Annotated in this window: 13 protein-coding genes; 6 read left to right on the top strand and 7 right to left on the bottom strand. The window is 41.7% G+C overall.

Features of this window, described 5'->3' with window-relative positions; all coding sequences use genetic code 11:
- Positions 1-70: 70 nt before the first annotated feature.
- The 6 genes from CAL7507_RS07790 to CAL7507_RS07815 all read right to left on the bottom strand — a co-directional run bounded on the left by CAL7507_RS07790 (position 71) and on the right by CAL7507_RS07815 (position 5334).
- Entirely contained in the window at positions 71-721 is a 651-nt protein-coding gene (locus CAL7507_RS07790) for a Uma2 family endonuclease (protein WP_015127912.1), read from the bottom strand.
- A 39-nt stretch (positions 722-760) separates the two neighbouring features.
- Entirely contained in the window at positions 761-1714 is a 954-nt protein-coding gene (locus CAL7507_RS07795; protein WP_015127913.1) for a PhoH family protein, read from the bottom strand.
- 284 nt (positions 1715-1998) lie between these two features.
- Entirely contained in the window at positions 1999-2436 is a 438-nt protein-coding gene (locus CAL7507_RS07800; RefSeq protein WP_015127914.1) for a KH domain-containing protein, read from the bottom strand.
- Entirely contained in the window at positions 2393-2659 is a 267-nt protein-coding gene (gene rpsP, locus CAL7507_RS07805; RefSeq protein WP_015127915.1) for a 30S ribosomal protein S16, read from the bottom strand. The genes CAL7507_RS07800 and rpsP overlap by 44 nt, the downstream gene beginning before the upstream one ends.
- Positions 2660-2772: 113 nt before the next feature.
- Positions 2773-4230, bottom strand: coding sequence for a signal recognition particle protein (ffh, locus tag CAL7507_RS07810; RefSeq protein WP_015127916.1), 1458 nt, complete (start codon positions 4228-4230; stop codon positions 2773-2775).
- Between the two features lie 309 nt (positions 4231-4539).
- Complete coding sequence (locus CAL7507_RS07815) at positions 4540-5334, bottom strand: Rpn family recombination-promoting nuclease/putative transposase (protein WP_015127917.1); 795 nt, start codon at positions 5332-5334, stop codon at positions 4540-4542.
- 87 nt (positions 5335-5421) lie between these two features.
- Here CAL7507_RS07815 and CAL7507_RS07820 point away from each other — a divergent pair, with 87 nt between their 5' ends.
- Positions 5422-6201: a DsbA family protein gene (locus tag CAL7507_RS07820; protein WP_015127918.1), complete on the top strand. Its 780-nt coding sequence runs from the start codon at positions 5422-5424 to the stop codon at positions 6199-6201.
- Between the two features lie 367 nt (positions 6202-6568).
- On the opposite strand, the gene CAL7507_RS07825 is transcribed toward CAL7507_RS07820, so the two are convergent.
- Positions 6569-7165, bottom strand: coding sequence for a transposase (locus CAL7507_RS07825; protein WP_015127920.1), 597 nt, complete (start codon positions 7163-7165; stop codon positions 6569-6571).
- A gap of 252 nt (positions 7166-7417) precedes the next feature.
- On the opposite strand from CAL7507_RS07825, the gene CAL7507_RS07830 reads away from it, so the two are divergent.
- The 5 genes from CAL7507_RS07830 to CAL7507_RS07850 all read left to right on the top strand — a co-directional run bounded on the left by CAL7507_RS07830 (position 7418) and on the right by CAL7507_RS07850 (position 18666).
- Positions 7418-9820, top strand: a complete 2403-nt coding sequence (locus tag CAL7507_RS07830) for a GH116 family glycosyl hydrolase (protein WP_015127921.1) — start codon at positions 7418-7420, stop codon at positions 9818-9820.
- Positions 9821-10759: 939 nt separating this feature from the next.
- The gene (locus tag CAL7507_RS07835; RefSeq protein WP_015127922.1) at positions 10760-13936 is read left to right on the top strand and encodes a cysteine peptidase family C39 domain-containing protein; all 3177 of its coding nucleotides are present in this window, start codon (positions 10760-10762) and stop codon (positions 13934-13936) included.
- A gap of 1077 nt (positions 13937-15013) precedes the next feature.
- A complete protein-coding gene (locus CAL7507_RS07840; RefSeq protein WP_042341237.1) occupies positions 15014-15619 on the top strand; it encodes a hypothetical protein in 606 nt (201 codons plus the stop codon).
- Between the two features lie 128 nt (positions 15620-15747).
- Entirely contained in the window at positions 15748-16221 is a 474-nt protein-coding gene (locus CAL7507_RS07845) for a HetP family heterocyst commitment protein (protein WP_015127924.1), read from the top strand.
- Between the two features lie 1695 nt (positions 16222-17916).
- Entirely contained in the window at positions 17917-18666 is a 750-nt protein-coding gene (locus tag CAL7507_RS07850; protein ID WP_015127925.1) for a peptidylprolyl isomerase, read from the top strand.
- The last annotated feature ends 1186 nt before the right edge of the window (positions 18667-19852 follow it).

Below are 19852 nucleotides of genomic sequence, written 5' to 3' on the forward strand. Positions count from 1 at the left end.
AGAATGGGGATTAGAAAGTCGATGAAAAACTAATTCTCTATTGTCTATTCCCCATTCCCCATTTTAAAATTTAGTGTTGCTTGCGAATCCATACTCTCAAGTCTCGCTTGGCCTGGGTTTCTCCTCGCTGGGCACAATTACTCAGAAACTCATAAAGCTGCTCTTTGGGAACACCAGGAAATGTTGGACTCATCTGTACTTCTTGATATTGACCATTTTGCAGCTCATAAATTTTCAAGATTTCGCCGTTGTATCGCCAAAATTCCGGCACTCCTATCTCTGCATACAGAATATTTTTGTTGATATCGGTGTGGGTGATGTCAACTTCTACAACTAAATCTGGCGGTGGATCGACATTGAGATCAACGGTTTTACCCCGCACCAAGGGTTCATTGGCAATGTAATATCCTTGATCGGGTTCAGCCCCCACTTTTAGTCCAGGGCGATCGAGGGTGGTCGATTCCATACTTTTGATGTTGAGATTGAATTCTTCAGTCAAAATCTCGATAAATTGCCCAATTAACCCACTCGAATTTTCGTGTGCTTCTAATGGAGTCATAATCTCCAGAATGCCGTTGTAGTAGGTTAGATGCGCGGATCGATTTTCACCCAAGGTTTTACGGATTGTTTGATAACCGTCCCAATCGACATGAAGAGACACACGCTTTTCTGGGAGCGATCGCTGTAATTGTAATATGTCAGTTGCAGGGGTATGAACCATACATAGCAATCCGGTTTGATTCCTGAACTTAATTATTGACTAACTTTCGTATTTTTCGTAAGCAGCAACAATGCGCTGAACTAGGGGATGGCGCACAACATCTCTTTGAGAAAATTCACAAAAGGCAATACCTTCAACATGTTTTAAAACTTGCACAGCTACTGCAAGTCCTGATTGTTGGTTCACTGGTAAATCAGTTTGTGTGATGTCACCTGTAATTACCATCCGCGAACGGAAACCCAGACGGGTCAAAACCATTTTTATTTGAGCGGGTGTGGTATTTTGGGCTTCATCCACGATTACAAAGGCATTATTTAAGGTGCGTCCCCGCATGTAAGCGAGTGGTGCGACTTCAATGACACCGCGTTCTATCAAATTAGGAACTTTTTCGGGATCGATAAATTCATTGATGGCATCATAAAGTGGGCGGAGATAGGGATCAACTTTTTGCTGTAAATCTCCTGGCAAAAAGCCGAGTTTTTCGCCAGCTTCGACGGCGGGACGGGTTAAAATTATTTTTTCAAATTGGTTAGCTAGAAGTGCTTGGACGGCAACGACAACAGCGAGAAAAGTTTTGCCAGTCCCAGCCGGCCCGGTGCAGAAAGTGAGGTCACGTCTGCGGAGAACGTCGATATATTGTCGCTGGCGAAAGGTTTTAGCGCGAATTTCTTCACCCCGACGAGTTCTCGCGAGGATATCTCGTTGTAAATCTTGTAATTCTTCTGAGCGATCGCTATCCAAGGCTTGACGAGCTGTGGAAATATCGGCATTGGAAATGAGATTACCTTTAGTCCAGAGATATTCGAGCGATCGCACTAATCGAGACGCCAGATCAATTTGCTTTTCTGTGCCAGAAATGTGCAAATCCTGTCCGCGCAGCACTAAGCTGGCCCCTGTTTGCTGGGATAGAGTTTTGAGATTTTCTTCCCCATCTCCCGCCAGAGCGATCGCGCTAGGAATATTCGGCAGCTGAATTTTCAAGGCATCTGCCATAGTTTTTTAAAATGTATAACCAGTATTTAATAACAAAGCTTTATATTTTCTCTATAAGGTGAGAATTCAGTTATCAGTTATCAGTTATCAGTTATCAAATTCACTGTTTACTGTTTACTGTTCACTGTTCACTGTTTACTGTTCACTGTTGAGGAGTCCAAGCGGAGACTTTCTCCGCTCGAAACTTCGGGTGGAAATAGGGGAAGAAATTGAAGTTTATTTATATCTTCTTCTCTCCCTTATCCTCCTGATCTCCCTCATGTTCCTTTTTATCTAGTTTAAACCTAGCGGGAGCGTGGTTTAGCAATAGGTCTAGGCGTGTTTCCACGTTGTTCACGAGATTTGGGCGGAGGTAATCGCTCTTCCCTGTCTTCATCTAAAGACGTACCTTCTCGGTCAGAGGAGTTGCTGCCATAGATGTCTAGATATACTGATTGTCCGGCAGCTTCAGCCGCTGCGGCAATTACAGTGCGAATCGCCTGTATATTGCGTCCTCCGCGACCGAACACTTTCCCTTTATCTGTGCTTTCAAAGGCGATGCGAATCCAAGCCCGTTTGAGAGTATGAGAAATTTCACAATCGACGCGTAAAGACTCAGGGGATTCTAAAAAGGGCTGTACCAAAAACCGTACCAACTCATCATAGTTGGGGCTAGCTATGGCAGATTGTGTTCCGTCATTATGATGCGGCTGTTGCTGTTGCACTGACCTGTTCAAAAACATTGGCTTTTACTAGAATGCGACGGACGGTGTCAGTGGGTTGAGCGCCTTGTTGTAGTCGCTTGACGATACCAGGAACATCCAATCGCACTTCATCAGTTCTGGGGTTGTAAAATCCCAGTTCTTCTAGGGGACGACCATCGCGGCGGGAGAGACTATTAATAGCGATAATGCGGTAACTTGCTTCCCGTTTTTTACCGTAACGCTTCAAGCGCAGTTTGATCATGATTGAAAAATCATTCTCCTATTTGTGGTTATACTGAAATGCTAATTTTAGCACTTGCCTAGCATTTGCTGCTATGAATCAGTTATCAGTCTGAATTGATAACTGTTCACTGATTAAAGATTGCCAAAGCCTTTTTTCTTTTTATCTTTGTTCTTTTTCTTTTTCGCGCCAGCGTCACCTGGATAACCCCGCCAGCCGGGGGCTGGAGGACGATTACCTGCGCCTGCAAAGGCATTACCGCCGCCGCCAAACATTCCCGGCATACCAGGAAAGCCACCTTGACCCATTTGTTGCATGAGCGATCGCATTTTTTGGAAATCAGCCACCAGTTTACTCACATCTGACTCTCTGTAGCCAGAACCGGAAGCAATGCGCCGTCTGCGGCTGGGGGAACTGGCGAGTAAATCAGGATCGTGCCGTTCTTGGCGAGTCATGGAATTAATCATCGCTTCACAGCGCTTCAGCTGGGTTTCGCCCTGCTTCAATTGGTCATCTGAGAGCTTGTTCATCCCTGGAATCATCTTAATCAGACCTCCCAGCGATCCCATGTTCTTCAGCATTCGCAACTGCTTGAGGAAGTCAGTGAAGTCAAACTTAGCTGAGAGGATTTTTTCCTGCATTTTCTCAGCATCTGCCAAGTCAAACTCTTCCTGGGCTTTCTCTACTAGGGTTAAGACATCGCCCATACCGAGAATTCGCGATGCCATGCGATCGGGGTAAAACGGTTGTAGTGCCTCAACTTTCTCACCCACCCCCACAAACTTAATTGGCGCTCCCGAAATCTGCCGCACAGATAACGCTGCACCACCACGGCTATCACCATCCATTTTGGTCAGGATTGCCCCAGTAATGCCAATTTGATCGTGGAATGTGCGGGTAAGATTTGCCGCCTCTTGACCAGTCATCGAGTCCACGACTAACAGCGTTTCGTGGGGCTGGACTGTTTCTTTAATGCGGGCCAATTCCGCCATCATATCCTCGTCAATTTGCAGACGACCGGCAGTATCAATAATTACTGTATTAATACCTTCTGCCTTAGCTCGCTCCACACCCTGACGGGCTATTTCTACAGGGTTGGCATCGCTACCCAGTTCAAAGACTGGTACGTCAATTTGCTTACCTAGTGTAATTAACTGATCGATCGCCGCTGGGCGATATACGTCTGTGGCTACCAATAAACAACTGCGTTCTAGTTTGCGTAAATGTAAGGCTAATTTAGCAGTAGCTGTAGTTTTACCAGTACCTTGTAACCCAGCCATCAGCACAATGGTGGTTTCCCCAGCCGCTTCTGCTAAGGGGACATTCTCCTCCCCCATCACCTTTACAAGTTCATCATGAACAATTTTGATGAACTGTTGGTCAGGTCTTACACCCGCAAGGACATCAGCACCTTGGGCTTTAGCTTCAACTGTGCTAATAAAATCTTTGACTACCTGGAGGTTAACATCTGCTTCCAACAAGGCGCGGCGTACTTCCCGCAAAGCGTCTTGAATGTTGGATTGAGAAATTTTATCCTGTCCGCGCAGTTTTTTCCAGGCAGATTCTAAACGATCAGATAGAGCATCAAACATAGTAATGTCGTTACAGGTAGTTAGCCAGTGGGGAAATCTGAGCCGCAGCTACGACGATTCAGAATTTTCCATAGAATTTTAATGTGCTATTTACCAGCTTAGTATTTTTCACCCCGACTATGGCATGAAGATAACGAACATGGGGGAGCAGGGAGAGCAGTGAAAAATTATTATTCCTCCTCATTCTCCTCATCCCCCGGTTGGTGAGTTTCGGCTACGCTCAACTACCACGCTCTCGTTCCACATTCCCCTCATCCGAGTGTAAACAAGCGTGCTATTCGATACTTAATGTTTTCTGTATCTCCATGCTTATTCGGGAGGTTGTTGTGCAGCTTGTCTTACCTCATCCACAGTTAAATCTAATTCCTGTGCAATTTGTTCCACAGTTAAGCCTAATGATATTAGCAGAGGTACTGTTTTTAACTTTCCTCTCTGTTCGCCTCTCTGTTCGCCTTCTGCAAAAGCTTGCTGATATACTCGCGTTTGTTTCAAATCGCTTAATCCAAACATTTCTTGTATCTCCTCGATATCCATGCTGGGAAATTTATAAACTAAAATCGTCTCGATTATTTGTAATAATTGTTGCTGTTGGGGTACTGAATCAATTTCCTGACTGGTTCTAGTAATTAACTCCCTGGCTGCTTGGATGGCCTGATCTTCATTTTCTATGACTAATTTGATCGTAGCAATGCCAAGGGGTAGAGATGCAGTTGCTCCTAATTCTTCTAAATAAATCCGGGTAACTCTCCCACAAGCAAATGACTCACGGTAGTGTTTGATTTTTGCTGTGTCAATACTGCGATTTGGGTAAATAACCACGGTTAACCAATCATTTTCAGGTTGGTTTTGGCGCAAGTATAAATGAATTTCTGTAAACAGCCTGGAGTAAATTCCTGAGTCTGCTTGAAACTGAACTTCAACGAAGTAAATTGGGTTTTCTTCTGTTTGTGGAAGAAATACCCCATCGATGCGGAAAGCTGTTTGCTTGACTTCAACTGATGAGAATTGATACTCTGTGGCGGTTTCGGGAGAATTGCCAATTAATTCAAAGAAAATGTTGGGAAATTCTTGAAATAGGCGATAAAATATGCTGTCTGTTTTCACCGATCGGAGTTTTTGAACGCAGAGTCATAATAATTTTTTAAATTACCATACTTTATCAAACTCCATATTTTTCTAGGACACAGCAGCATGTCGCAAAGGATTAAAGTTTACTCATACTCGATATATCACTCGTCAAATTCCTACATTGGTATTACCCTGGCTGAAAAAGCATTGCAGGATTTACCTGTTGATATTGAACGACGACCGATTTATATCCCAAAAGGGCGGGGTATTAAGGTTGCGGAGTTACAAGGACGAAATGAAAGCGCCCTTTTATCGTCGTATCACAAAGAAGATTGTTTGCGGTGGGCAAAGAAATATGGTGTTGAAATTCGGCTCAAGGAATATGAGGAATTTGCTAGGTGGGTGAAGCGCTGGGAGAAAATGCAGTTTGGCAGGGAAGAACTTCCTGCTAGAGCATACTATGCTGCTTGTGGAACTGGGAAGGAGCATTTGCTGGATGCGGCTTTTTTTCGAGCGACATATATTGATTTGCTGGATGTCAATGACGAGTCTGTGATTAAGAAAGTCGCCGATGATGTTGGACTGGATGGCGATCGCATTCTGAATTTAATCCACGGCGAAGCAGCTACACAAGCAGCAGTAGCAGCTTTAGCAGAATTTGAGCAATTTGGTTGTCCGGGAGTTCCCACTTGGGTTATCGATGGTGAAAGGTTTTGGGGTAAGGATCGTGTCGATTGGGTGGCTGAAAAGGTAAGAAATATGGTGCATTCAGTTCAGAATTTGCAAGTTAGCGATGTAGATAATTCACAAATACTTATAAAAGATTTTCTCGAACTGAGCGAGTCATCACTGAGTAAAATTTGGCTTGATCCAGAGGAAGACGAAGCTTGGAAAGATCTATAGAAAACCTTGTCAAAGGCGATGTCATCGGGAGCATCTCACCTTTGCAAATATACCAGGCGATTAAAAATCGCGGCTACACAAACCAAGTCCGCCTACGCGGACTTTAGGAATTTGAAACCCACGGAGGTGGGTTTTGTCTGTATAGCCGCGAATTCTATTCGCTGGGGTAGGTGTGTTTTTACAAATTTTAACTGAAGGGTCGGCGGAGAGTAATTTTGAAATCGAGGTTAAGTATAATTTGGCGTAGAAAAAGCCATAATTTAGCGCGTTATATATATTTATTATGAGGGCACGGCAATGCCGTGCCCCTACCATGTGTTGTGTCTCAATGCGAATTGATATTGATGAGATAGCACAAGATTTTTCATCAAAAAGGGATATCGAAAAGGTAATCTTGAATATCAGAATTAGCTTGCGGATTTTCTGGATCATCTGCCCAACGCTGGGGATTATTTACTATATATTCTTGGATATTATCTAAAGCTTTTTGTTCTCTGCCAATGTGTTCATAAAAATTGCGTTGCCAGATTGATTGCCCTTTAGTCTGCAAAATTATATTAATGCGTTTGCTGACAACGCTTTTATAACTACCAATAACTGTAGAAATAGAACCACGTACAGGTTTACCAAATTGTTCTGGGTTGCCTTCGCTATGTTGGTTGAGGGCAAGGCAATGCCTTGCCTCTACAGGGTTATCGGTGATGATTAAGATGCCGTGTATATGGTTAGGCATAACTACAAATATGTCTAATTCAATGTAGGGAAAATGATAGGGTATTGTTTGCCAGCAGTGAAAGGCGATATAACCTAAAGAATTTAATTGCATTTCGCCATTAACCACATTACCAAATAAACATTGCCATGCTTTAGTGCAAATGGTGACGAAATATGCACCAGCCTCGGTGTAATTATACCCTTTCAAGCGGATAGAACGGCGATGATGTTTTTGTGGATCATAAGGCATGATTTTTTGAATATGGATGTTCGCAATTTTTGCCTATTTTAATCGAGAATTTTTCAATTCACCCATATAAATAATGTAGGGGCAAGGCAGTGCCTTGCCCTCTTTGTCTTCCTCAGTATGTTGTTCAAATTCACAGTGCCCATATATACCACTAAAATTGCAAGATCATCTCACACTCATACAAATAACTTGAGAAAAATCGCACATCGCGCTAGTCTGCTTTAGCAAAACTGCACGCTGTGACATTAGGCAATGACAAATCAATTCTCCCCGGAAATTCCTGTTTGCACTTGGAGTCGTCCTATCGGTTTAGGTTGGGATAAACCTTATACTGTCCGCTACGCTAGTAATATCGATGATGGCCCTTGGCATGGTATGCCTTTAGGCGGCTTTGGTGCAGGTTGCATCGGGCGCTCTTCTCGGGGAGACTTTAATTTATGGCATATTGACGGCGGTGAGCATACTTTCCAGAACATTCCCGCCTGTCAATTCAGTGTATTTGAATCTCATGGCACTTCTTCCCAAGCCTACGCCTTATCTACTCAAGCGCCAGAGGATGGTAGTCTTGCAGGGTGGAAGTGGTATCCGGCGAGTGGAGGTACTTATCATGCCTTATACCCCCGTAGTTGGTTTGTGTATGAAAATGTGTTTCAAGCACAGTTAACTTGTGAGCAGTTTTCCCCTGTTTGGGCGAATAACTACCAAGAAACTAGTTACCCAGTGGCAATTTTCCTGTGGAAGGCGCATAACCCAACAGATGCACCGATTACTCTCAGCATCATGCTGACTTGGGAAAATATGGTGGGTTGGTTTACGAATGCGTTGAAATCTCCAGAGGTGCGGATACGAGATGATGGCAGTCCGGTTTATGAATATCAGCCGCGTTTGGGAGAAAGTCAAGGTAATTACAATCAGCTAATTGAAAATTCTGGACAGGTTGGTTGTTTTTTATCTCAGGTTGATAGGGATGCATCCGTCGCTGAAGGGGATGGTAGCTGGTGTATTGCCACGTTGAAGCATCCCCAGATAGAAGTATTTCATCACACCCGGTGGAATCCTGTGGGTACAGGGGAAGATGTCTGGCAAAGCTTTGCAGCAGATGGCTCGTTGCCTAATTATCAAGATGCAACTCCTGCAATAGAGAATACACGAATAGGTGGAGCGATCGCTATCCGTTTCACTCTGCAACCAGGGCAAACTATAGAAATTCCCTTCTCTCTGGCTTGGGATTTCCCGGTGACAGAATTTGCAGCGGGAGTGAACTATTACCGCAGATATACAGACTTTTTTGGTCGGAGTGGTGAAAATGCTTGGGCGATCGCATCTACTGCTCTCCAAGAATATCAAAATTGGCGATCGCAGATCCAACGTTGGCAAAAACCAATTCTAGAACGGGAAGATTTGCCACAATGGTTCAAAATGGCTCTATTTAATGAGCTGTATGACCTCACTAGCGGTGGTACTCTCTGGAGTGCAGCGTCAAAACTTGATCCTGTTGGTCAATTTGCGGTTTTGGAATGCCTAGATTACCGCTGGTATGAAAGTCTCGATGTGCGGTTATATGGTTCATTTGCCCTTTTAATGCTGTTTCCAGAATTAGAAAAGTCGGTAATCCGGGCATTTGCACGGGCTATTCCCCACAGTGACGCTCATCAGCGGGTAATTGGCTATTACTACACAATTGGCGCAGACACAACAACCGCCGTTCGCAAAGTCCCAGGTGCAACACCCCACGATTTAGGCGCACCCAATGAACATGTGTGGGAAAAAACCAACTATACCTGCTATCAGGACTGCAATTTGTGGAAGGATTTAGGCAGTGATTTTGTGTTGCAGGTGTACCGGGATTTTCTGCTAACTGGTGCTGATGATGTGGAATTCCTGACAGATTGCTGGCCGGCAATTGTGGAAACCCTCAACTATCTGAAAACCTTTGATCAAGATGATGATGGCATTCCTGAGAATTCCGGCGCACCTGATCAAACCTTTGATGATTGGCGATTGCAGGGAGTGAGTGCCTATTGTGGGGGTTTGTGGTTGGCTGCTTTGGAGGCAGCGATCGCTATTAGCAATATTTTATTAAATCAAAACCTTGCTGATTTAGGTAACTTGGCGTTACAAAAATCCATCTATGAAACTTGGTTAGCCCAATCCCGCCCCATCTATGAAGAAAAACTCTGGAATGGGCAATATTACCGCTTGGATAGCAAGAGTGGTTCCGATGTGGTGATGGCGGATCAGTTATGTGGGCAATTCTATGCCCGACTATTGGGATTACCAGATATTGTAGCGAGCGATCGCGCCCTTTCTGCCCTGCAAACTGTTTATGAAGCTTGCTTCTTGAAATTCTACGATGGTCAATTTGGGGCTGCAAATGGCGTTCGTCCCGATGGTTCACCAGAAAACCCGCAAGCGACTCACCCGCTGGAAGTCTGGACAGGAATCAACTTTGGACTAGCAGCTTTTCTCGTGCAGATGGGAATGCAAGATGAAGCTTTGAAGTTGACGCAAGCTGTAGTAAAGCAGATTTACGACAACGGACTACAATTCCGCACCCCTGAAGCCATCACCACCGTTGGTACTTTCCGCGCCAGTACTTACCTGCGGGCGATGGCTATTTGGGCGATTTATTTAGGAATAGGGCATAGGGCATAGGGTATGGGGGCAGGGAGTAGGGGGAGATGGGGGAGATGAGGAAGATGGGGAAGATGGGGAAGATGGGGAAGATGGGGGAGATGAGGAAGATGGGGAGAAAGTAAAATGCCCAGTCCCCAATCCCCAATCCCCAGTCCCCAATCCCCAGTTAAATAAATCACGTTAAATTTGCAATCAAATATACATACAAATACAAATATATGTATTAAGGACTGAGTTGTATAGCATACTCAATTTGAAATTAAAAGCATAAGTATTTAGAACTGCGGTTTTATTTTCCGGGTGTTTCAGGAATCTAAGGAAAATGTAATTATCGTTCACAAAGGTTGTAGATACTGAGGATTTAACACCAGTGTTTTCACAAATCCAAACATTGCTAGCTTTAATCATAAAAATTACGCACATCACACAAATTATGTTCACTGCTAACAATTTTTACTCAAGTAAAAATATATATTTGATGAATATATTCTGTAAAAATAAATACCAAAAGCATAGTCTTTTGTCATAAAATATCTATATAGTTACTGAGGGAAAGGGTTGGGAAAATATCTTGTGTATGCCTGCAAATAGGGCAAAAATAAGCCAAAAAGCATGAATCCTGTTTAAAGAGTAAGTAAAATTTTGATAAAGTATGAGATGCTCATAAACTACAATGATGAAAAGTTCACAATTGAGCGTGAGAAACTAATTGATACTCTGGTGGAAACATAAATTGCGTTTTACTAGTAAAATGTTATTTTACAAACTTTCATTTACGAAAAGCCACTGAAAAATGATTGTGAAGCAATTGGTGATTAAAAACACAAATAATTGCGTTTTCCAGAGGCTGTTGGAATGATGCAAATTCAAACAGTGAAAGAATTATCAACTTTTTTGTACTGTAAGTAATTGCCTCGTAATAGTTATTAAGCTTACCCAAAAATCTGAAATTAAACCATGAACCCCTCTTCGTCGTTAAGAGTTCAGAGAGAGCTGGAATATACAAGTAAGCAGCCATCTCCCACTCCAAAAGCGGCTATCCTCAAATTTTTGAGGATGGTTGCAGGGGATACAAGCCTAGCATCAGACTTGACTAAATCTTTGGTGCTGCGTGAGTTTCAACTAGGTGACGAATTGACTACCTATGGTTTAGGGGGAGAAATTGCAGACAGCAGCAATATTTTGTACTTAGTTTGCCAAGGACGAGTGCGGTTGCTAGGATTTGATGCGACTTTGGGACGGGAAGTTTCCACTCAGTTGTTGTTGGCAGATCAAGCTTTTGGGGCAGATGATTTATTCTGTCATGAATTTTTGCCGTATCGAGCGATCGCCGCTAGTGCGGGTTATGTTGCTCAAATCGCTGTCGATGACCTAAAACTATGGTTACAGCGCCTACCCAATCTCGAAAATTATTTACAGCAGTTGGCACTGGAGCGACAAGCACTGATATTCTACAAAACTCAGACAGAGTGGCGATCGCTCACTAGTCTGACACTGCGGCAATTATTACCCTATCTCAAAGCAATCACAATCACTGCTGGCTCATCCTTGGTGACAGCAACTTCCCCCAGCAAAGGGCGCTTTTGGCTGGCGAGTGGCCAACTTGAGAATTTATCAGCAACAACAGAGGTGCTACAGGTAGGTGAAAGCTGGGGATATCCTGATGTTAAAGTTGCGGAGGCGATCGCCCAAACAGATTTGTTGCTTTATCACCTACCCATAGAACATTGGGAATCTGCCAGGGATATTGCACCCCAGCTATTTCCTCATGGCTGTGAAGACAAAGAAGCAGACATTCCCCTGCATCTTGTTGATACCCCAGACAGCAAACTTGAGAATAACTTGCAAGTATCACCTACACCAACAATACCCAAAGTAATTGAACTACCACCGCGTCAACCCCGGTTAGAGAATCCAGTCTCAGTTCTCGCGACACCAGACATTGACTATACTCCCCAAAGGCAAAAGCCTCGGTCAATTTTTAGGTTATGGCGTTTCTATCCTTTCATTCAACAGCAAAGCTCATCAGATTGTGGTGCCGCATGTTTGGCAATGATTAGCCAATATTGGGGCAAACGCTTGAGCCTCAACACCTTAAGGAACCTAGCACGGGTGGATCGTTTGGGTGCTTCTCTCCAGGGTTTAGCCGCAGCAGCTCAAACCTTGGGATATGATGCGCTACCAGTGCGGGCGAGTTTGAGTAAGCTGGAATCATATTCTAACCCCTGGATAGCTCATTGGCAAGGTATTCATTATGTAGTTGTTTGGCAAGTTAAAGGCGATCGCATATTAATTGCCGATCCAGCCATCGGTAAACGCTGGCTAATGCGATCGCGCTTTGAAGCCAGCTGGACAGGATATGCTCTGCTGTTAGATCCCACCCCACAGTTAGATTCCCTCAAGCCGGAACAAGTTTCTCTAGATCGCTATTGGCAGTTATTTAGGCATCATCGGAAATTACTCAGACAAATTATTCTCGCCTCGTTGTTAGTACAGGTGTTGGGGCTAGCAACTCCCCTGAGTACCCAGATCATTCTCGATCAGGTAATGCCTGTGCAAAATTTCTGGAACTTAAATATTTTTGCTGTGTGTTTCGGCATCTTGGGCATCTGGCGCATTGCTTTAAAAGCACAGCGTCAATTCCTGCTGGACTATCTAGCTAACCGCATCGACTTAAATTTGATTGCTGGTTTTGTTAGCTACACCTTACAGTTGCCGTTGCAGTTTTTTGCATCGCGCCAAGTAGAAGACATTATTAGCCGCATTCAAGAAAACCGCAAAATTCAACTATTTCTCTGCCGTCAGGCTGTCAGTGCCACCTTAGACATGGTGATGATGGTGATTTACCTGGGGCTGATGGCTTATTACAACTTCTCACTCACCCTCGTGGTGCTGGGTTGGATTTTACCCATCGTCATTTTGACTATGGGCGCCAGTCCATTGCTCAAAAAAGTGTCGCGGGAGATTTTGCAAGCATCAGCAGCCCAAAACTCCTCAGTGGTAGAAATGATTACAGGCATTACCACCGTCAAAACCGCCGTAGCTGAACGCCCCTTGCGTAGGCGTTGGGAAGAGCGGTTGATGAATATGGTGAAGGCGCGGTTTCGGGGGCAGAAGTTAGCGAATAAGTTGCAACTCATTAGTGGTTTGATTAATCACCTCGGTAGCACGTTGGTGTTGTGGTTTGGGGCAACTTTGGTGATGAGTGGGCAGATGTCGCTGGGTAAATTTGTCGCTTTTAACATGCTTATTGGCAATGTCACTAACCCAGTTTTGGCATTAGTGAAGTTGTGGGATGAGTTCCAAGAAGTACTGATTTCTCTGGAAAGGCTGAATGATGTCTTGGCTGCTGTGCCCGAAGAAAATCCCCAAAAACCTCTACTGGTAATGCCTGTAATGCAAGGTGAAGTGCAGTTTGAGAATGTTAGCTTCCGTTACGATGGCGATGAAGAATGCAACACTTTACAAAACATATCCTTCAAGCTGAAACCGCACCAGACTATTGGCATAGTCGGCCAAAGTGGCTCAGGCAAAAGCACTTTAGTGAAATTGCTAGCTGGTTTATATCAGCCCGACAGCGGCAGGATTTTGATTGACGGACATGATATTTCCCATGTTTCGCCCCAGTCGTTACGGAGTCAGTTGGGCTTGGTGCCCCAAGAGAGTTTCTTGTTTTCGGGAACCATTTTAGAAAATATTACACTCTACTGCCCGGATTTTACTGAGGAGGAAGCGATCGCTGCAGCCAAACTCGCCCAAGCACACACTTTTATTCAAGCACTCCCTTTAGGCTACAACACCCAAGTAGGAGAACGGGGTTCACTGCTTTCTGGGGGACAGCGTCAAAAAATTGCGATCGCTCGCGCACTGATGCGGAATCCCGGAATTTTAATTTTGGATGAAGCGACAAGTGCCTTAGATGCCGAGTCAGAACACCAGTTCCAACAGAACTTAGCCCGAATTAGTCAATATCGCACCACCCTGATCATCTCTCATCGTCTCTCCAGTATTCGTCATGCCGACTGTATCCTGGTTCTCGACCGAGGTGTTCTCGTTGAACAAGGCACTCACGAAGAACTAGTAGCAATGAGTGGTCTGTATCACCACTTAGCCAAACTGCAATTACACCTGTAAGTTCGTTTAAATAAATTAGTTATGGGTCAAGCTAAAGGTAAATTTTAATTTATATGAATTTATCAACTTTTTGCACCCATTAAATATTTTCTTTTTGCTGAAGTATATCAATATTCACAAATCCAACTCGCTGTTTTCTCTTAGTTAAAACATCTTTTTTTAGAGTCATTTAATTTTGGCTTTTTGGGGTCTTTGTATTATACCATAAAATAGTCATCTTACAACCTAAAATCAATAATTAATTACTTGAAAATAATGTATGTTATGCAACAATATTTATTTACTTATGGACAGGGTTGCAAACGCCAGAAGTGGGCTATAACAACAAATACAGCCGATGCTATCTATGATATATAACGAAAAGTTTATAAAAATAATTTTCAATAATATTACTGAATAAAGGTTTTTTATGACATCTATATTTATATGATGATTGGATATTGAAAACTAAAACTAATGGTAAATTTTCTTAGTAAGCAGAGGTTAACAAAAGTCTTAAATCTATAGCTACTGAGGGGCGTAACCCCTCATTAATTAGCAAGTAAGGGACAAAATGCAAAGTTGCACAGTACACAAGTAAATATCCCAGTAAATTCAGTAAATTTAATTTATAAAGCTACTAATTTAGCAGATGACATTTGCGGAAAAAGATAGTATAAATAAAAGTGTTGTTCTTGATCATCAAGGATGAGTAATTTTTCGGTTCTAATCTAAAAAGTATGAAATATTACTGAAGCAACTCCTACATTTTTGGCAAAAGTTTATACAACTAATATCAGGGCAGAATAATTGAGTTAGGAGTTGGGAAATTTTAAAGAGGACGAAACTGCATCTACCAAGAGCCACACGGAGACTTTTTCCTGCCAGTCATCTGAACATAACCAAGGGTAAATTTTTACCTCGCGTTCACTACCAAGCAAAAGCTACAGCCGAGAAATAATCAGCAGAGCTTCTCCCATTAGTACCAGCCCCCAATTTTGTGAGGCTTGAACAAATTGGAGACAATCTGAGAAATTACGGCAGAGCCGCAAAAAAGCTTGATAAAAAACAGTCAAGTTTCCGATTACAGGTAAGCTCATGGAAAGAATCATCAGGTCAAATGCAGTTGAAACCTCAAGGCAAGGAGGTAATCTAGAGATGAAGTTTAATAACTTACATCCTGACTACGATCTAGCGCCTCAGAAAGTATCAGATTACATAAGTGATGTTGCCATTTCTGTAGCGACATTACGAGCAATATCTACAAATAACGACAACTTCATCACCACAAAACTTCAGGGAGCCATCACCAGACAGAAGGTGCATCACTCACCGCAACCCACAGCCCTTCCCAATCTGGTGCAGTTAAACCATAAAGCTGTGTTTTCAACTGTTGCAATTTGGGTGTGGACAAGAAAGATTGCAGAAGTTGTCCACTTCCACAGAAACCAAATCACAACTTTAATAGGTCGGATTCATTGGGCAGTTTCTACTCAGGTAGCAACAGCCCCAAGCCGACTGGCGAAGCCCCCCCTTTGGCGAAAATCAACTGCAAAACTCAGTTTGCAAAGGGCTTTAGCAATCGTCCAGTTCCCAGCTACAATCACTGCAACTACCAATCTGCAAGACAACACCAAAAATAAGCTAAAAAACCCGAGAAATCTCAGAAGTTGGGAGATTTCTGTTTGCTGCTATTGCGGCTAAAGTTTTAACGATATGTTCCTTGAACGATTCAGCAACTGCGAACAGGCTAGAGCAGTTTTTCAGATCAATTGAAACACCAACAACCGAAGAACCTAAACTGGTTTACTTCATCTAAGACAATCAACACTATGAATCAAGATATTGCTGGCATTAGTAGCAAATTAAATAAAACAATTCATCCTGAACAGTTTGACCAAGTAGTTGAAGCGATTCTTTCCGGAAAGTATTCCTGGGCGTGTGTGTTAATGCTGCGGTTTTCTGGCTACAATCCCTTACATTACATTCCCTACCGCACTTACAATCGATTACTCAAAGAAAACACCCACGATACTAGGTCTAAGCAACAGCAAAATAATGTGACTATACAAATTGCCAAACAATCTGCTGACAAACGGAATGATACCAATCTTGCACCAAGTAGCTTAGGGAAAATTAAGGACTTAGCTTATCTTGATGTAGTGAGAAAGCAAAAGGCAGAAATCCGTGGAGGGGGTCTAGAGCAGTGGCTAACCAAACAGGTTCAAGAATATCAATCAATTAAGTCTGAATTAGAACCAGAAAGCACTCAAGAGTCTCCCTTGAAATTCTGTGAGTTCAATTAATCAATTTGTAAAGTAGGAATAAGCTAAGAATCCAGAAGCCATAGGACTAGTATTTGATTTTTGAACTATACGTAGGGGAATCACCCTCGTGCTTGAGGAAACCCACGTTGAGAGTGGTGATGGGCAATGCTCAACGCCAGTTGCTCCATTTGGGGATACCCCTACAGCCCTTCTCCTCAAGGAGACGCTCCGCGGTAGCTTGCTTCCCCGTAGGGGTACGGGCATCCTACGGCAGGCGTTAGCCTCTCCCTTTGGGAGAAGACCGCACTGGCTCCCTACAAATACTTAGGTTTTTTCAATAATCAAATTGGTATGAGATGTTCTCCAAATCATCACATTTGGGCATCAAAGTCTTCTGGATTCGGAGTTCTTAAATCAAATTATCTGGAGAATTGATCAATTAAATGTGCCAAAATGGCAAATATTTATCGATAAAATTTTATAAATTATATGTAGGAACTTCAATAGAGGTGACCAAGAAGATAATTTCATGTTCTCAAATAAAATCAATGATTAGTTCTGAGCATGAAATACATCAAACTGATTATTTTAGTAGTCAGTTTATAGATTGGATAAATTCTACGCTAAGACTAATAGTTTAACTGTTGCTAATGGTGGTTCTTTTTCCCAGGAAGTCTGAGTTAAAGAAAGAGGACTTGGTGGTTTACTCAATCTAAACTTGGAAGCGTTGTCTATAAATGGTGGGTAGTATAACGCTGATAAAACTTCCTTGACTATAGTTATGCTTTATACCGTTTCTTTGTGAAGCTGCAATGTATTTTACCCCCCGCCTCCGGCGTCCCCCCAAGGCATCGGGGGGACTACAGGGGGGTCGAATTCAGCGTATCTCCATCCAGAATTGGTATTAGCCCAAAAAGCATATATTTAGCACTATTATCAGGAGAGGAAACTGAACAAGTGACGGTTAAATCAAGTCTATAGCTGATGTAACTTCTTACCCTTACACTTCTGTTTCAAAGATCCTAATACCAATTTGAAAAAATTCGACAGATTTCAACCTGGAAACTCTTATGAAATCTGAATTTATTAATTTTGAGTTGGTGTAATCCTAGTCCTCCCAAACAGCATTCTGCTTTGTAAATTAGCAATTTATATAGCCAAGACTGGAAGCTAAAAAACCTAAATAGCGTCCAGTTTTTTTTTATGTATTAAAAAATCTAGATACCGATAAGACAGTACGGTTCAGTTAAGTATGATTGTATATTAAACTTCTTGCATAAATATTGTTTTCCCATAGGTGTGTAGTGACTAATATTTAAGTTCTCCGTACCCTTAAGACCGATTCAGTAATGCCAAAATTTCTGGTTAGGGGAGAGGGGGGAGACAAAAAGCTGACTAATTCTTTATTCTCCCCACATTTCCCACACCCCCACACCTCCTTCTCTCTCAATCAACATCGTAAAAAAATAAATTTAGAAACTGCACTAGGGATGACAACTCAGTGAGTTCTACATAAAGAATTAATTTTTTATTACATGGTAAAATTTCTATGTATTAAGCCGACTTTCCGTAATTTCTACAATTTATATTCATTTTTTTTGAGATAGAAATTGGATAGAAACTATAAAAAATATAGTTGCGTCGATTTATTTCTATTTATATTAATTTCCAGGACATCATAATATCTAAACACATTTTCCTTGGTTACAAGTTAATTTAAAAATATAAATACCTATGAATTACCTTTCAAGAATATTTATTGAACCAGAGGAAATTGTCAACTTCCTCAAAAGTGAAATGAATTTGAAGGAAGTATACCAAAATATTTTATTTAAAAGAGTAATTCGACAAGTAGCCCAAGAAAGAGGGATTACTGTGACTACAGAAGAAATTGAAGCGGAGGCGAACCGCCAGCGTCGTGAACAGCATTTAGAGAAAGCTGCAGATACACTTGCATGGTTAGCAGATCAACTGATTTCTCCCTATGACTGGGAGGAAGGTATTTGCGATCGCTTATTATCACAAAAATTAGCTGAGGCTTTGTTTGCTGAAGAAGTAGAAAAGTTTTTTCTCCAGAATCGCCTAGCGTTTGAGCAAGTTATCCTCTACCAAATCGTGGTTGAGTCTGAAATGCTAGCGCAAGAACTTTATTATCAAATTGAAGAAGGGGAAATCAGTTTCTATGATGCTGCTCACCGTTATGACATTGATACTCATCGCAGACATAAGTGTGGTTATGAAGGAACAGTTTATCGTTTTGCTCTTCAGCCCAATATTGCTACTGTAATATTTAGTGTCCCGCCTAAACAGTTGATAGGCCCTATAAAAACCGAACAAGGCTATCATCTTTTTATAGTTGAAGATTTGCTACCTGCAGTATTAACATCTGAAAGGCATCAGGAAATTATCGATAATATGTTCAAAAATTGGCTAGTAAGTGAGATAAATTATATGCTGCATTTAGCTTTACCCAGTCAATTTTAGATATGCTTATCGTTGTTTATGTTCAAACTACCAATTTCCTCAGGATATTTATTGATTTTTATTAGAGGTTTATTATACAGGTGTATACGTGTAAAAATTTTTGCAATCTTTTGTGCAAGCTGTTATTATTGTCATTCTCAAGATAGATACTGAAACTATAAAGATAATAGATATTAATCAATATATTTTTATCCTACTTGGGATAGATATCTAATTGTTATCTATTTATGAAAATTATCATCTTTAATAAATAACTTTCACTAGTAATATATTCTAATATTTCTAGATTTAGCTTGATAAGGGATTGAATCAGCAGATGCTTAGTAAGTAAGTCAACCTAATTAAATATGAAACGGTTGGCTGATAGATCCCCGACTTCTTTGATAAGTCGGGGATCTGGGGATGATTTTTATTCACGCGCGTCTACTTATAATAAGGAAATTAATCAATATACCCAATTTTATGTAAAAAGAGATTATATTTTATTTGTAAAGCAAACATAAAGATTTGGCAAAGATTTTATTTTTTTTGTCAAAAACCTTGACTAGATGTAGGAGAATTCTTAGATAAATAACAGTGGCTGAAAACGTAGAGTGAGGGACTGTCTCTTTTCCGTTGAACTTATCTTCTAGATAATTTCAGATTTAAAAAAATCTGCTGATGAAAAGATTGCTAATGTTAGGCGATTTGAAGTAGATTTATATTTATACCTGGTCTTAGCTACTTCTAAGTTCCAACCTGTAAAAAGGTTTCAACCTCTTTTTGTTTATCACAACATACCAATTTCAATATTTAGAGGTTTACCGATAAACCTATGTTACAGAGATTAATAACATCCTCAAAATTGCTGTAGCAAGAAGACTCCAACCAAGTTTCTGATTACCATCAAGCCGAGTAACTGGCTTAAATCGATAAATTGCACCAGGTGCGATAACGCATTTTTTGTAAGGTGGACAGTGCCTACCTTTGCCTGAAACGCGAACATTTGTTTTGGTAGGCGATACTTCTCTCAATACGGGGAACTCGTTCGGATGATGCTCGTACCTCCTTACCACTCACCGCGTGAGAATGAGTTTAAACCGATATTCGGTGTTTACCAAGCTTCAAGAAAGCCCGTTAATTTCTTGAGGTTAACTATTAAAAATCCTCACAGATTTTAAGTGTTTTACCAAATACTGCTGTTTAT

The organism is Calothrix sp. PCC 7507 (assembly GCF_000316575.1).
Lineage (GTDB): Bacteria > Cyanobacteriota > Cyanobacteriia > Cyanobacteriales > Nostocaceae > Fortiea.